6 protein-coding genes and 1 other RNA gene are annotated in these 15,721 nt (G+C 66.9%); 5 read left to right on the top strand and 2 right to left on the bottom strand.

Going from position 1 to position 15,721, the window contains the following annotated elements; translation table 11 throughout:
* Positions 1-565: 565 nt before the first annotated feature.
* Positions 566-970, top strand: a complete 405-nt coding sequence (locus ACZ75I_RS04375; RefSeq protein ID WP_061479957.1) for a DUF6165 family protein — start codon at positions 566-568, stop codon at positions 968-970.
* Between the two features lie 18 nt (positions 971-988).
* Here the strand turns inward: ACZ75I_RS04375 and ACZ75I_RS04380 are convergent, their stop codons facing one another.
* Positions 989-2,035 carry a glycosyltransferase family 9 protein gene (locus ACZ75I_RS04380; protein ID WP_180869539.1) on the bottom strand — a complete coding sequence of 349 codons (1,047 nt, stop codon included), beginning with the start codon at positions 2,033-2,035 and terminating at the stop codon, positions 989-991.
* A gap of 19 nt (positions 2,036-2,054) precedes the next feature.
* On the opposite strand from ACZ75I_RS04380, the gene ACZ75I_RS04385 reads away from it, so the two are divergent.
* Both ACZ75I_RS04385 and ACZ75I_RS04390 read left to right on the top strand, forming a co-directional pair.
* A complete protein-coding gene (locus ACZ75I_RS04385; RefSeq protein WP_134972602.1) occupies positions 2,055-2,804 on the top strand; it encodes a 3-deoxy-D-manno-octulosonic acid kinase in 750 nt (249 codons plus the stop codon).
* Positions 2,804-3,571: an MBL fold metallo-hydrolase gene (locus ACZ75I_RS04390; RefSeq protein ID WP_472958738.1), complete on the top strand. Its 768-nt coding sequence runs from the start codon at positions 2,804-2,806 to the stop codon at positions 3,569-3,571. Before ACZ75I_RS04385 ends, ACZ75I_RS04390 begins: the two co-directional genes overlap by 1 nt.
* A gap of 154 nt (positions 3,572-3,725) precedes the next feature.
* Here ACZ75I_RS04390 and ffs read toward each other — a convergent pair.
* Positions 3,726-3,816: signal recognition particle sRNA small type (gene ffs / locus ACZ75I_RS04395), an RNA gene on the bottom strand.
* A gap of 300 nt (positions 3,817-4,116) precedes the next feature.
* On the opposite strand from ffs, the gene ACZ75I_RS04400 reads away from it, so the two are divergent.
* Complete coding sequence (locus tag ACZ75I_RS04400; RefSeq protein WP_005415486.1) at positions 4,117-4,434, top strand: DMT family transporter; 318 nt, start codon at positions 4,117-4,119, stop codon at positions 4,432-4,434.
* A 360-nt stretch (positions 4,435-4,794) separates the two neighbouring features.
* Complete coding sequence (locus ACZ75I_RS04405; RefSeq protein WP_472958739.1) at positions 4,795-15,684, top strand: autotransporter-associated beta strand repeat-containing protein; 10,890 nt, start codon at positions 4,795-4,797, stop codon at positions 15,682-15,684.
* Positions 15,685-15,721: the final 37 nt, after the last annotated feature.

Below are 15,721 nucleotides of genomic sequence, written 5' to 3' on the forward strand. Positions count from 1 at the left end.
CGGAAGGGGCGGGTGCATGGATGCACCCGACAATCCCCCCCTCTCCGCCAGATAAAGAAAAAGGGCTGCCGAAAGGCAGCCCTTTTTCTTTATCTGGCGCGGGACGCGACGCGCTCTGCGCGTCGCCCCACACGTTGCTGCGCAACGTGTGGGGCCCTCCCTTTGCCGGCCTCTCCCCGCCCCTGTCGGGGCAGCCCCTCAACAGAGGGGCTTGTTCCACCAGATTGCCTCCGTGAATCCACGCCATGCGTGGATGCACATCGGGATTTGCGGCGTATTGACCATGTCCTGATCTGGCGCGGGACACGACGCGCTTTGCGCGCGTCGCCCCACACGTTGCTGCGCAACGCGTGGGGCCCTCCCTTTGCCGGCCTCTCCCCGCCCCTGTCGGGGCAGCCCCTCAACAGAGGGGCTTGGTCCTCCAGATGCATCATGGGAGATCCGCGCGGTGCGTGGATGCTGTTCCTGCTGGCAGGCTCATCCACGCATGGCGTGGATCTACCCGGGATATCCGTGCGGACGCTGCGGGTTACCATGTACGCATCACCTGCTGGAGCTTTCCCCGATGACCGCTGAAATCCTCGTCCCCGTTTCCTTCGGCGAGCTGCTGGACAAGATCTCGATCCTGCAGATCAAGTCCGAGCGCATCAGCGACGAGGGCAAGCTGGCCAATGTGCGCAGGGAGCTGTCGGCGCTGGAGCAGACCTGGATGGCACACCCGGCCGCGGTGAAGGACATCGCCAGGCTGCGTGCCGAGCTGAAGGCGGTCAACGAGCAGCTTTGGGACATCGAGGACGACATCCGGCTGAAGGAGAAGGCGCAGGCGTTCGACCAGGGCTTCATCGACCTGGCGCGCAGCGTCTACCTGCGCAACGACGAACGCGCACGCATCAAGAAGGCGATCAACCTGGCGCTGGGTTCGGCGTACGTGGAAGAGAAGTCCTATCAGGATTACGCGCAGCGCACGTGATCCCGGGCAGGCCGCCGCTCACCCCAGGTGGTCGGCGACGTAGCGTTCGAAGGCAGCGATACCGTCTTCGACGGTGATCAGTTCCATCACATCGTCGAATTCGATCTTGGTGCCCCACTTCAGATCGGTGGCCTGCTTGGCCAGGTACTTGCGCGCTGCGTCGTCGTAGCGGTCCACGCAGTAGCGGCGGTCCGAGTACGGGCCACTACGGTTCGGGTTGCTGGCCGCATGCAGTCCCAGCACCTTGGTGCCCATTGCGTTGGCGATGTGCATCGGGCCCGAGTCCGGGGTCATCACCAGGTTGGCGCGGGCCAGCAGGGCGGGCAGCTGCTTGAGCGTGTCCTTGCCGACCAGGTCCAGTGCCGGCGTCTGCAGCTGCGCCTGGATCGCATCGGCCATGTGGCGCTCCAGTTCGCTGCGGCCACCGCACAGCACCACCCGCCAACCGCGCAGTGCGGCGTGGTTGGCCACCGCTGCATAGCGGTCCGCATACCAGTTGCGCCGCACGTGGCTGGAACAGGGTGAGATCATCAGCACCGGGCGGCCATCGTCCTGCCACTGTGCGGCGGCCCACTCGAAGGCGGACGGCGGCACCGCCAGATCCCAGCTGACTTCGGTCTGGCGCAGGCCCAGCGGCTCGCAGAAGCTGCCGATGGCATCCAGCGCGTGGATGCCGGGGCGATCGGGAATACGCTCGTTGATGAAGAGCCCGTGCAGGTCCTTGGAGCGGCTGCGGTCGTATCCGATGCGGCGCTCGGCCGGAATGAAGGCCGACAGCAGGTTGGCGCGGAACGCGACCTGCATCTGCAACAGCGCTTCAAAGCGCCCCGGTGGCAGTTGCCTGCGCAGTTCCTTGACCCCGGCCATGCCGCTCTTCTTGTCGTAGGCATGGAAGGTGACGCCGGGCAGGCCGTCAAGCAGCTTGTGGCCAACCTTGTCGATGATCCAGTGGATCGGCGTGTCCGGGCGCGCAGCCTGCAGGGTGCGCACCAGGGGCACCACGTGGGTGACGTCGCCGAGTGCGGACAGGCGCAGGAGGCACAAGGAGGAGGACGCTGATGCCATGTGTTGTAGACTCAATGAAATGGTCGCATTCGACGCCAATGAAGCGCTGACGCCATGCCGCGAGGGTCGCGGCATCGGGGCCATTCTGTTCGACCGCGAGCGGCTGCGGCAAGCCGATATTGGCCTGTTCTCGCCCCAGCACTGGGGCAGCAAGGCCCGCCCGGTGGGCGAGGGCGGCCGCGGCAGCGCCTGGTTCGTCGATGCGCCGTTCGGTGCCAGCGTGCTGCGCCACTACCTGCGCGGCGGCATGGCGGCCCGGATCAGCCTCGACCAGTACCTCTGGCGCGGCTCGGACCGGACCCGCAGCTTCGCCGAATTCCGCTTGATGCGCGCGCTGCGCGAGAAGAAGTTGCCGGTGCCACGGCCGATCGCCGCGTTCTACATGCGCGAGGGCCTGCGCTACCGGGCCGCGATCCTGATGGAACGGATCGAGGGCGTGCGCTCGCTGGCCGACCGCGCACTGGTTGCGGGCCGGGGCGCGCCCTGGGAAGAGACCGGGCGGCTGATCGCCCGTTTCCACCGTGCCGGCCTGGACCATGCCGACCTCAACGCGCACAACATCCTGTTCGATGGCAGTGGCCATGGCTGGCTGATCGATTTCGACCGTGGGGTGATCCGCATCCCGGCCACTGGCTGGCGCGAACGCAACCTCAAGCGGTTGCTGCGCTCGCTGGTCAAGCTGCGCGGCGAGCGCAGCGTGGAAGATGTGCAGAAGGACTACGCACGGCTGCGCCGTGCCTATGACATGGCCTGGAACCGGGGCACCTGATGGACTGGTCGTTGCGTTTCCTCGGCGTCGGCAACGCGTCGGCGGTCGAGCTGGGATCGCCGATGTCGGTGATCGAGCGCGGTGGTCGCCCGTGGCTGACCATCGATTGCGGCGGTGAAGGCCTCACCGCGTTCAAGGCGCACTACGGGCACATGCCGCAGGCGCTGTTCGTCACCCATGTGCACCTGGACCATGTAGCCGGCTTCGAGCGCCTGTTCGTGGACACTTTCTTCAATGCGCACCGGCGCGGCAAGGTGCGATTGTACGTGCCTGCCACGGTGGTGCCGCTGCTGCACAAGCGCATTGGTGACTATCCGAACGTGCTGGCCGAGGGCGGTGCGAACTTCTGGGATGCCTTCCACCTGATCGTGGTGGGCGAGGCGTTCTGGCATGAGGGGGTGCGCCTGGAGGTGTTTCCGGTGCGCCATCACTGGCCGGAGACGGCCTATGGCCTGCGCCTGCAGGGTGCGCTGACCTGGAGCGGCGATACCCGGCCGATTCCGGAGATGCTGGCGCGCTACGCCAACGACAACGAACTGATCGCCCACGACTGCGGCCTGCACGGCAACCCGTCACACACGGGCGTGGACGACCTGGAGCGCGAGTACAGCATCGAACTGCAGGCGCGGATGATGCTCTACCACTACGCCAGCGTGGCCGATGGCCAGGCGCTGGCCGCGCGCGGGCACCGCGTGGCGCAGCCGGGGCAGTGCGTGCCGCTGGCTGACCCGACCGCGCCGGACGTACTGGTGCAGGATCCGCCGTGAGCAGGACCGGCCAGCCCGCCGATGCGGCGCTGGCCGCCGAACTGGAGGCGCTGGAGCGCGCGCTGCAGTAGTGCTGGGCCATGCCCGGCGAGGGGCGCCAACCAAGGGTGGCGGCTGCCAGGGCCGTGGGTCGCCCGAAAAGGCGGTGGCCCCGCCGGCTGGCCTCGGCGCCCGCGTCGATCGATACCGTTGCTGCCTTCCGGCCCTGGCGGGGTTTTCGACCTAGCGTCGCGAGGGGCCGACGGGGCCACCATAGAGACGTTGGCCGCCCGGTGGGCGGCCAGTTCACGGATCAGGGGAAGCAGCGCGCGATGCGCTGGAGACCACAGCCGGACCGCACATCGGATTACCGATGGCAGGCCCTCATTCTAGCGCAGGCGGGGCCATCGACGCCAGCTTCACGCACTGAACTGGCTGTAACCCGTTCCTGGCCACGGCGGCCGGGCGTGGCCCCCGTTGCTAGAATGCCGGCCAGGAGGAACGACCTCCCCCACATCGGGAATCAAAGACCAGGACGGCCTGGCCCTACCAAGAGGAGGGCCGTCATGGCCTGGATCTATCTATTGTTTGCCGGCCTGCTGGAAATCGTCTGGGCCGTGTCCATGAAGCAGTCCGAAGGCTTCACCCGGCTCACCCCCACCGTGGTCACCATCATCGGCATGATCGCCAGCTTCTGGCTGCTGGCGGTGGCCATGCGCAGCCTGCCGCTGGGCACCGCCTACACGATCTGGACCGGTATCGGCGCGGTCGGCGCGTTCGTGGTCGGCATCGTATTCCTGGGTGAGCAGGTCAGCCCGATGCGGATCGGTGCAGCGGTGCTGATTGTTTCCGGCCTGGTGCTGATGAAACTCTCCAGTAGCTGAATTTATTTACTCATGGCGGGGACGGATTCCCCGCCACATACAACGATATGCATTTTCGGCAAAACCATTCTGCCGGCCCCTTTTATTTGACGTGCGTCATGAAAATGGCGCGCGTGATTCACATGCCGCTGGCACCGCCGGTCGCACAGTGCCGCCATTCGTCGGGCGAAATCGGGGAGTTTTCGTCTTGATGGACACGCTGACGTACCCGTCCCGGGGTGCGGTCACGTGAAGATGTGAAGATTTTCAGGAGTTAATGCCTTCAGGCCTTGTCCCCGTATCGGGAGCAGGGGCGGCCCGCATTGTCTCCAAAAAAAACCTGCCAGCTGTGCCATCCGGTCTTTTCATGGAGATTTACCGATGAACCGCATTTACCGTCTGGTTTTCAATCGTGCCCTTGGGGTAATGCAGGTTGCTTCGGAGGTCGCCCGGAATCCCGGGGGAAGCGCGGTCAGCGCAGGGCGGGTACCGCGATTGCGGGCGCACCAGTTGGCGGCGGCATTGGCCGCCACACTGGCCAGTGGATCGGCATTCGCGGCGTGTACGGGTACCACGACCGTAAACTGCGACAGCACCACCACCATCAACAATTACTCCAACGCGACCAACGGCCTCACGCTGAACATCGCCGCGGGTGCGTTGCTGCGTACGCCGCCGGTTGTAGGTGGAGGCAACGCAGCAACGCTGACCGGCGACAACGTGACGGTCAACAACAATGGCACGATCGATCCGAGCTCGATCGTCCTCGCCTCGCCCGGCCTGGTCATCGGCAATGGTTCTGCCAACAACAGCGCGATCGTCGTCAACAACAACGCCAGCGGACAGATCAAGGGTGTCGTCAACATCGCAACGCTGCTGGGCTTCGGTGGACAGGCGCTGGTGGCACAGAACGTCAACGGCACCACCACCATCAACAATGCCGGCCTGATCAGCACGTCCTTGATCGGTGTGGGCAGCGTTTCCGACGCGACCACGGTGGTGACCTATGGTGGCGCGGCAGCGAATGTGACCAACACCGGTACCATCGACGGACGCGTCGGCCTGGGCGCTTCTGGCGGTAATACGTTCCTCAATGCGGGGGCGGTCAACGGTAGCGTTCATCTGGGTGATTCAACCGGCGGCAATACCTTCACCGCAGTGTCGGGTTCCAGCGTTGCGGCCGGCGGTGGCACCGCCCTTGCCGGCGTGATTACGGGTGTTACCGGGGTGAAGGTTGCGGCAGCGGGAACGGTCGACGCGGGTACTGGCAGCGGTGCGGGCAACAACGCGCTGGTGCTGCAGAACAGTTCCGCCGGTCCCGGGTCAGGCACCGGCGGAGCGGTGACCACACTGGGCTGGAACCAGTACCTCAACTTCCAGAAGCTCACCGTCAACAGCGGTACCTGGACCCTGCAGGGCGCATGGGGCGCATCCGGCCCGACGACGCTCAATGATGGCCTGGTCAATTTCAACAATGCCGGTTCATTCGGCACCGGGCTGTTCACGGCCAACGGCGGTGCCATCGCATCCTCCACGGCCGGTCTGAATCTGGCCAATGCGTTCAACCTCGGCGGCAATCTATCCCTGGCCGGGACCAATGCGTTCGGCTTGAATGGCGTGCTTTCAGGCGCTGGTGGGCTGACGGTCAACAACACCGGCATTGTTACTCTCGGCGGCGCAAACCTGTTCTCCGGGGGCGTCAACCTCAATGCCGGCGGCCTGCTGCTGGGCAATGCCGGTGCACTCGGCAGCGGCAACCTGACCGTCGGTGGCAGCGCCTCGCTGGATACGACGGCGGGCTTCACCCTGGGCAACAACCTGGTGGTCAATGGCGGGGGCTCGCTGAACCTGCTGGGCAGCAATGCGCTGACATTGAGTGGCTCGATATCCGGTGCCGGCAACGTGACCAAGAACGGTGCCGGCACGCTGACCTTGAACGGTGCCAATTCGCTGAGCGGCAGCTTCAACCTGGCCGGGGGCGCGTTGGCGCTGGGCGCGGGCGGCAGCCTGTCGCCCACCGGTGCGATCACGCTGGGCGTCGGCACCAGCCTGGATCTTTCGGCGGCGGCCGACCAGACCATCGGCTCGCTGGCCGGGCTTGGTGGTTCGGTCAACCTCGGCAGCCACACCCTGACCCTGGGCGGGCTGGGCAATACCAGCTACAGCGGCACGTTCGCCGCAGGCACCGGCGGCCTGATCAAGCTCGGCACCGGCGTGCAGACCCTGTCGGGCGTCAACAGCCTCACGGGCGGTGTTGCGCTCAACGCCGGTGGCTTGTTGCTGGGCAATGCCGCCGCGCTGGGCAGCGGTACGCTCTCTGTCGGCGGCAACACCACCTTCGACGGCACCACGGCGCTGGCGCTGACCAATGCTGTCAGCCTCGGATCGGGTGCCAGCCTGAATCTGCTTGGCGGGCAGGCGCTCACCTTCAACGGGGTGATCAGCGGCGCTGGCGGCCTGATCAAGGATGGTGCATCGTCGCTGACCCTCAACGGCGCCAATACGTTCGGCGGTGGTCTGGCACTCAACGCGGGCAGTCTGGTGCTGGGCAACGGCGGTGCACTGGGAACCGGGGCACTGAACGTCGGCGGTGCGGTATCGCTCGACGCCAGCGCCGAGCTCGCCGTGGGCAATGGCATCACGCTTGGCGCCGGTGGTTCGCTCAATGTGCTGGGCTCGAATGCGCTGACGCTGGGGGGTGTCATTGGTGGGGGCGGCAGCCTGGTCAAGAACGGCGCTGCCACGCTGACGCTGGGCGGCGCGAACATGTTCACTGGTGGGCTGGCGGTAAATGCCGGAACGGTGGCATTGGCCAGTGGTGGCAGCCTGGCGGCGACCGGCGCGGTCAGCCTGGCCGGCGCTGGCAGCGCGCTGGATATCTCGCTGGGTGGCAACCAGACCATCGGTGCATTGTCCGGTGTGGCGGGCAGCACCCTGGCGCTGGGCAGCAGCACGCTCACCTTCGGTGATGCCACCAACCAGACCTTCGCCGGCGTGATCGGCGGCACCGGTGGGCTGATCAAGCAGGGTACCGGCGTGCAGACGCTGACCGGTGCCAATACCTTCAGCGGTGGGGTGAATCTTGCGGCCGGTGGCCTGGTGCTGGGCAACGCCGGTGCGCTGGGAAGCGGTGCGCTGACGGTCAGTGGCAACGGCTCGCTGGACGCCACTGCGGCGCTGAACCTGGGCAATGCGATCAACCTCGGTGCGGCCCTGACCCTGCCGGGCAGCCAGAACCTGACCCTGGACGGCAACATCACGGGCACCGGCAGCCTGGTCAAGAATGGCGCATCGACACTGACCTTGAACGGCACCAACACCTTCAGCGGTGGACTGAATGCAAACGCCGGCAGCCTGCTGCTGGGTAACAGCGGCGCGCTCGGTACTGGAGTACTGGGCATCGGCGGCAACGTCACGCTCGATGGCAGCGCCCCGTTGAGCCTGACCAACAATGTTGACCTGGGCGCGGGTGCGGCGCTGTCGTTGCCGGGCTCGCAGGCGATCACGCTGGGTGGCGTGGTGTCCGGTACCGGCAGGCTGGTGAAGAACGGTGCCAGCACGTTGACCCTCAACGGCGCCAACAGCTTCGGTGGTGGGCTCACCGTCAACGGCGGCGGCGTGTTCCTGGGGAACGCCGCCGCACTGGGCACCGGTGCACTGTCGGTGGGCGCCACTGCCACGCTGGACAGTTCAGTAGCGCTGAACCTCGCCAACAACGTCAACCTCGGGGCAGGCGCGGCGCTGGATCTGCTGGGCAGCCAGGACGTGTCACTGGGCGGTCTCATCAGTGGCACTGGCAGCCTGGTCAAGAATGGTACGGCCACGCTGGCGTTGAATGGACCCAACACCTTCAGCGGGGGTGTCGGCCTCAACGCGGGCCTGCTGCAGCTGGGCAATGCGCAGGCACTGGGTACCGGCCAGCTGGACGTGGGCGGCAACGCTTCGCTGGATGCAACGTCTGCACTCACCATAGGCAACCTCATCGGCCTGGCCGCCGGTGCGAATCTCTCCGTGCTGGGCGGCAATGACCTGACGCTCACCGGTCCGGTATTCGGTGCCGGTGGGTTGATCAAGGACGGCGCGGCCCGCCTCACCCTGTCCGGCGCCAACCTCTACACCGGTGGCACCACCATCAACGCCGGCACGCTGGCGCTGGGGGCGGGCGGCAGTCTTGCCGCGGCCGGCGCGGTGGATCTTGCCGGTGCCGGTGCGACGCTGGACATCTCCGCAGCCGGTGCGGCGCAGACCATCGGCGCGCTGAACGGCGTGGCAGGCAGCCAGCTGGTGCTGGGCGCGCAGTCGTTGACCTTTGGCGGCGCCAGCAGTGGCAGCTTTGCCGGCGTGATCGATGGTACCGGCGGTCTGATCAAGGCAGGCGCGGGCGTACAGACGCTGTCCGGTGCCAATACTTTCAGCGGTGGCCTTGCACTCAACGACGGTGGCCTGGTTCTCGGCAACGCCAGCGCACTCGGTACCGGTGCACTGGGCATTGGTGGCACGACTACGCTGGACAGCACCGTGGCGCTGAACCTGGCCAACGCAGTGAACTTCGGTGCCGGTACGCAGCTGACCCTGGGTGGCAGCAACGATCTCACTCTCGGTGGCGTGGTGGCCGGCAATGGCAGCCTGATCAAGAACGGTGCGGGCCTGCTGACCCTCAACAACACCAATACCTTCAGTGGCGGCCTGACCTTGAACGGCGGTGGCCTGGTGGTGGGTGCGAATGATGCGCTCGGTACCGGCGCGCTGGCGGTGAATGCCAGTACCACGCTTGATGCGAGCGCTGCGGTGGCACTGGGCAATGCGGTCACGCTGGGCTCGGGCGTCGTACTGACGTTGCCGGGCAGCACTGCGCTGACGCTGTCGGGCGTGGTCGGTGGCAATGGCAGCCTGGTCAAGAATGGTGCCACCACGCTGACGCTGTCCGGTGCCAACACCTATACCGGCGGTACCACGATCAATGCCGGCACGCTGGCGCTGGGCACGGGCGGCAGCCTTGCTGCAGCAGGTGATGTCACGTTGGGTGCAGGCGCTGGCTTTGATATTTCCGGTGCCGGCAGCAGCCAGACCATCGGCGCGCTCAACGGTGCGGGTGGCAGCACCCTGGCGCTGGGCGGCAATTCGCTCACCTTCGGTACGGCCGGCAACGCCGCGTTCGATGGCGTGATCAGTGGCGGCGGCGGTCTGATCAAGGCAGGCGCGGGCGTACAGACGCTGTCCGGTGCCAACACGTTTGGCGGCGGCGTAACGCTCAACGCGGGCGGACTGGTGCTTGGCAATGATGCAGCGTTGGGCACCGGCGCATTGACCGTTGGTGGTGCCGCCACGCTGGATACCACCGGCCTGGCAACGCTGGCCAACAACATCGCGCTCAACGCCGGGCTGACCGTGCTCGGGACCAATGCACTGACGCTCAACGGCGTCCTGTCCGGGGCCGGCAGCCTCACCAAGAATGGCAGCGCGACGCTGACCTTGAACGGCGCCAACACCTATACCGGTGGCACCAACATCAATGCCGGCACGCTGGCGCTGGGGGCCGGTGCCAGCCTGGCGGCGAGCGGTACCGTGAACCTCGCCACGGGTGCCACGCTGGATCTGTCTGCCGGCAGCGGCACGCAGCAATTCGGCACCCTGGTCGGCAATGGTACGGTGAACCTCGGTGCCAACTCGATCGAGGTCGGCGGCGCCACCAATGGCACCTTCAGTGGCTCGATCACAGGCACCGGTGGCCTGACCAAGGTGGGTACGGGCATCGAAACGCTGACCGGTGCCAACACCTACACCGGCGGCACCTTCATCAATGCTGGCACGCTGGCGATTGGTCCGGGCGGCAGCCTGGCCGCGACCGGCGCGGTGACGCTGAGCGCTGCGGGCACCGGCTTCGACATCTCCACCGCAGGTGCCAACCAGACCATCGGATCGTTGAACGGCGTGGCCGGCTCGACGGTGAGCCTGGGGGCACAGACGCTGACACTTGGTGGTGTGGGCAACAGCCTCTTCGATGGCACGATTTCCGGCACCGGTGGCCTGGTCAAGAATGGCACCGGCATCCTCACGCTGGGTGGCGCGAATCTGTTCAGTGGTGGCGTTGCACTGAACGGCGGTGGCCTGGTGGTCGGCAACAACGCTGCGCTCGGCAGCGGTGCGTTGACGGTCGGAAGCAACGCGACGCTGGATGCAACGACCGGCGTCAGCCTTGCCAACAACATCGGGCTGGCAGCGGGTGCCAGCCTCGATCTGCTCGGCAGTCAGGCGCTGACACTGGGGGGCGTAATTTCCGGCACGGGCGGGCTGATCAAGGACGGTGCGGCCACCGTAACTCTGAGCGGTGCCAACACCTACACCGGGGGGACCACCATCAACAGCGGCACACTGGCGATCGGTGCCGGTGGCAGCCTCGCCGCAACCGGCGCGGTGAACCTGGCCGGTGCGGGCACGCTCGACATCTCCGCGGGTAACCAGGCCATCGGTTCGCTGGCCGGCGTTGCAGGCAGCACGGTGGCGCTGGGCGGCAGCACACTGACCCTGGGCGGCACCGTGGACAGCACCTTCAGCGGTGTGATCGGCGGCAGTGGCGGCCTGATCAAGAACGGTGCGGGCGTGCAGACGCTCAATGGCGCCAACACTTTCAGCGGTGGCGTGGCGCTCAACGCCGGTGGCCTGGTGGTCGGCAACAATGCTGCGCTGGGCACCGGTACGGTGACGGTCGGAGGCGCTGCGACGCTCGATTCGAACACTGCGGTCATCCTCGGCAACAACTTCATCCTCAGCAACGCGTTGACCGTCCTGGGCAGCAACAACCTCACCCTCAACGGCAACCTGAGTGGTACCGGTAGCCTGACCAAGGAGGGTGCCGCGACGCTGACCTTGAACGGCACCAACACCTATACCGGCGGCACCAACATCAACGCTGGTACGCTGGCACTGGGTGCGGGCGCGAGCCTGTACGCCAGTGGCATCGTCAACCTGGCCTCGGGGGCGACCTTCGATCTGTCGGCAGGCAGCGGCACGCAGCAGTTCGGTACCCTGATCGGCAACGGCACGGTGAATCTGGGCGCCAACACGCTGACGATCGGAGACGCCACCAATGGCACGTTCAGTGGTTCGGTGGCCGGCTCCGGTGGGCTGATCAAGGAAGGCTCCGGTACCCAGACGTTGACCGGCACCAACACCTTCACCGGTGGCACCACCATCAACGCCGGCACGCTGGCGATCGGCGCCGGTGGCAGCCTCGCTGCGACCGGTGCGGTGAACCTGGCCAACGCCGGTACCACCTTCGACATCAGTGCGGGGGGCGCGCAGGCGATCGGTTCGCTGGCAGGCGTGGCAGGCTCTTCATTGGCGTTGGGTGGCAGCACGCTGACCCTCAATGGCGTGGGCAATACCACGTTCGCCGGCACCATCGGAGGTGCAGGGGGGCTGGTAAAGAACGGCGCAGGCATCCAGGGCTTGACTGGCGTCAACGTCTTCACGGGCGGCGTGACCCTCAATGCCGGTGGCCTGCTACTGGGCAACGACGGTTCGCTGGGAACCGGTGCGCTGACCGTAGGCGGCAACGCCAGCCTGGATGGCACCAGCGCGCTGACGCTGGCCAACACCGTACAGCTGGCCAGCGGCACGCTGACTCTGGGCGGCAGCAACGCACTGACCTTGAACGGCCCGATCAGCGGCGCTGGCGGCCTGCTGAAGGATGGCGCGGCGACGGTCACCCTCGGCGGTGCGAGTACCTATACCGGCGCCACCACCATCAACAGTGGCACGCTGGCGGTGGCGGCCGGTGGCAGCCTGTCCGGTGCCAGTACGGTCAACCTGGCCGGTGCCGGTACGCTGGATATCAGCGCCGGTGGCAGCCAGAGCATCGGAGGCCTCGCTGGCGTGACCGGTTCCAGCGTGGTGCTGGGCGGTGCAACGCTGACCACCGGCGGCAACAACGCCAGCACCACGTTCGCCGGCGTCCTCAGTGGCACCGGCGGCCTGGTGCAGAGCGGTACCGGCACGCTGACCCTCAGTGGCAACAACACCTACACCGGTGGCACCACCATCAACGGTGGCAGCACGCTGCAGATCGGCAACGGCGGCAGCACCGGCTCGGTGCTGGGCGACATCACCAACAACGGCAGCCTGGTCTACAACCTCGGCACCACGGCAACCGTGGGCGGTGTAGTCGGCGGCAGTGGCAGCCTGACCCAGGCCGGCAGCGGCACGCTGGTGCTGACCGGCAACAACACCTACACCGGCGGTACCACCATCAATGCCGGTGGCACATTGCAGATCGGCAACGGCGGTGCGACCGGCGCGATCGTCGGCGACATCACCAACAACGGTGCGCTGGTATCCAACGTGGCCGGCAACACCACGCTCGGTGGCACCATCAGCGGCAGTGGCGGCCTGACTCAGGCCGGCAGCGGCACGCTGACCCTGACCGGCAACAACACCTATACCGGCGGCACCACCATCAATGCCGGTGGCACGTTGCAGGTGGGCAATGGCGGTGCGACCGGCGCGATCACCGGCAACGTTGCCAACAACGGCAGCCTGGTGTTCGACGTTGCGGGCAACACCACGGTCGGCGGTGCGATCAGCGGCAGTGGTGGCCTGACCCAGGCCGGTAGCGGTGTGCTGACCCTGGTGGGCAACAATACCTACACCGGCGGGACCACCATCAATACCGGCGGCACGCTGCAGGTGGGCAACGGCGGCGCGACCGGCGCCATCGCTGGCGACATCACCAACAATGGCGCGTTGATTTCCAACGTGGCCGGCAACACCGCGCTGGGCGGCACCATCAGTGGCAGCGGCGGCCTGACCCAGGCGGGCAGCGGTACGCTGCTGCTGACCGGGACCAACACCTATACCGGCGGCACGACCATCAACGCCGGCAGTGCGCTGCAGCTGGGCAATGGCGGGGCAACGGGCTCAATCGTCGGTGATGTCACCAACAATGGCACGCTGGTGTCCAACCTGGCGGGCGATACCACGCTGGGCGGCACCATCAGCGGCAGTGGCGGCCTCACCCAGGCCGGCAGCGGTACGCTGACCCTGACCGGCAACAACACCTATACCGGCCCGACCACCATCAACACGGGAGGCACGCTGCAGGTAGGCAATGGCGGTGCGACCGGCGCCATCGGCGGCAGCGTCACCAACAACGGCAACCTGGTGTTCAACGTGGGTGGCACCACCACCGTCGGCGGCGCCATCAGCGGCAGCGGTGGCCTGACCCAGGCGGGCACCGGCACCGTGATCCTGACCGGCAACAACACCTATACCGGCGGCACCACCATCAACACCGGCGGCACGCTGCAGGTCGGCAATGGGGGCGCAAGCGGTGCGATCACCGGTAATGTCAGCAACAACGGCAGCCTCGTGTTCAACGTCGGCGGCAACAGCACGGTGGGCGGCACCATCAGCGGCAGTGGCGGCCTGACCCAGGCCGGCACCGGCACCCTCACGCTGACCGGCAACAACACCTACACCGGGGGTACCACCATCAATGCCGGTGGCACCGTGCAGGTCGGCAACGGTGGGGCTAGCGGCTCAATCATCGGCAACATCACCAACGACGGCGGCCTGGTCATCAACACCGGTGGCACCACCACGCTTGGCGGCAGCATCACCGGCGGTGGCAGCATCGTGCAGGCCGGCCCGGGCACGCTGAATCTGGGCGGCAACAGTGGTGGCTTCAGCGGCACCGGCCAGGTCACCGGCGGCGGCCTGAATGTCACCGGCAACATCGGCGGACAGTGGACCATCGGCAGCGGCACGACCCTGTCCGGCACCGGCACCATCGGGGGTACCGGCGGTGGCGTGACGGTGTCCAGCGGCGGCGTGCTGTCGCCAGGCAATGGCCCGGGCAATGGCGGTGGTGCAGGCAACAGCACCGGCACGATCACGGTGGGCGGCAATCTGAACCTGTCACCGGGCAGCACGCTGGGCATCGACCTGGGCGCCACCGGCAGCGACACGGTGCAGGCCGGCGGCAGCGCGAATGTGGGCGGCAGCACCGTGCGGGTGAATACCATTTCGCCGAGCACCAGCTACCAGCAGGGCCAGCAGTACACGGTGGTCAGTGCGGGCGGTGGCGTGAGTGGGCAGTTCGCCTCGGCAACCTCGCCGTCGGCCTTCCTGACCATCACCCCGGTCTACACCGCCAACACGGCGAACCTGCAGATCGACGTGGCGCAGACCGCAGCGTTCACCACCGTGGCCAACACGCGCAACCAGTACAACACCGCCGCGGCGCTGGACAGCCTGCCGCAGAGTGGCGGGGCCCTGGGCCTGTACAACACGGTACTGATGTATGACGCCGGCACTGCGCGCAGCGCATTCGAACAGCTCTCCGGTGAAGTGCACGCGGCCAGCCGCGCGGTGCTGCTGTACGACAACTACCTGGAAGAAGGCATCCGCCAGCGACTCGGCAGCGAGTTGCCGACCGTGCGTGGCGAGCGCGCTTCGGCCTGGTTGGCCGGCAGCGGCAAGGTGTTCAGGCAGGATGGCGACGGCAATGGCGATGAGATCCGCGCCAATCGCAATGCGCTGATGGCCGGTGTCGACTGGCAGCTGGGCGAGCATGTGGTGCTGGGTGCAGCGGCCGGCAACGAACGGCTGGATACGCGGCTGTATGATCGCAGCTCGCGGGCCCGCCTGCGTGGCCACACGTTCGGCCTGTATGCACAGGGACAGTGGAACAACGGCTTCGCGGTGGGTGGCAGCGTGTCGCGCGGTGACTACCGCACGCGCACCACGCGTGAAGTGCCGTTGTTGGGCCAGACCCTGTACAGCCGCCAGGATGCCGATGTGACCATCGCCCAGGTGGAAGGCAGCTGGACATGGACCCACGGCAGGACCCAGCTGCAGCCCTATGTGCAGTTCACCAAGCACTGGGTCGACAGCGATCGTGCGGTGGAGCAGGGTGGCAGCGCGGCACTGGTGCTGGAAGGCGGCAAGGACACGCTCAATGTCAGTACCGTGGGCGTGCGTGGGCGCTGGGACGTGGGCAGCGGCGAGCGCTTCCCGGCGCAGCTGACGGTCGGCCTGGGTTGGCAGCATGCGTCGGGGGATACCGATGTAGCCAGCCGCAACCGCTTTGCGGTGGGCGGCGACGCCTTCGATGTCTACAGCGCGGTGATGGCACGCAATGCCCTGGTCAGCCAGGTGGGTGTGGCGGTCGGCCTCGGTCGCAACAGCCAGCTGTCGATGTTCGTGCAGGGCCAGCATGGCGATGGCCGCCGCGATGTGGGTGGGCAGATCAACCTGCGCGTCGGGTTCTGAGGGAGCAGGCGGGCGGTAGAACCACGCCCTGCGCGGA

The organism is Stenotrophomonas sp. X (genome assembly GCF_055721025.1).

What these genes read in the sequence shown, in the direction of transcription:
- ACZ75I_RS04400 (WP_005415486.1), top strand. Translation starts at nt 4,117, where the DNA reads ATGGCCTGGATCTATCTATTGTTTGCCGGCCTGCTGGAAATCGTCTGG.
- ACZ75I_RS04380 (WP_180869539.1), bottom strand. Translation starts at nt 2,035, where the DNA reads ATGGCATCAGCGTCCTCCTCCTTGTGCCTCCTGCGCCTGTCCGCACTC.
- ACZ75I_RS04405 (WP_472958739.1), top strand. Translation starts at nt 4,795, where the DNA reads ATGAACCGCATTTACCGTCTGGTTTTCAATCGTGCCCTTGGGGTAATG.
- ACZ75I_RS04390 (WP_472958738.1), top strand. Translation starts at nt 2,804, where the DNA reads ATGGACTGGTCGTTGCGTTTCCTCGGCGTCGGCAACGCGTCGGCGGTC.
- ACZ75I_RS04375 (WP_061479957.1), top strand. Translation starts at nt 566, where the DNA reads ATGACCGCTGAAATCCTCGTCCCCGTTTCCTTCGGCGAGCTGCTGGAC.
- ACZ75I_RS04385 (WP_134972602.1), top strand. Translation starts at nt 2,055, where the DNA reads ATGGTCGCATTCGACGCCAATGAAGCGCTGACGCCATGCCGCGAGGGT.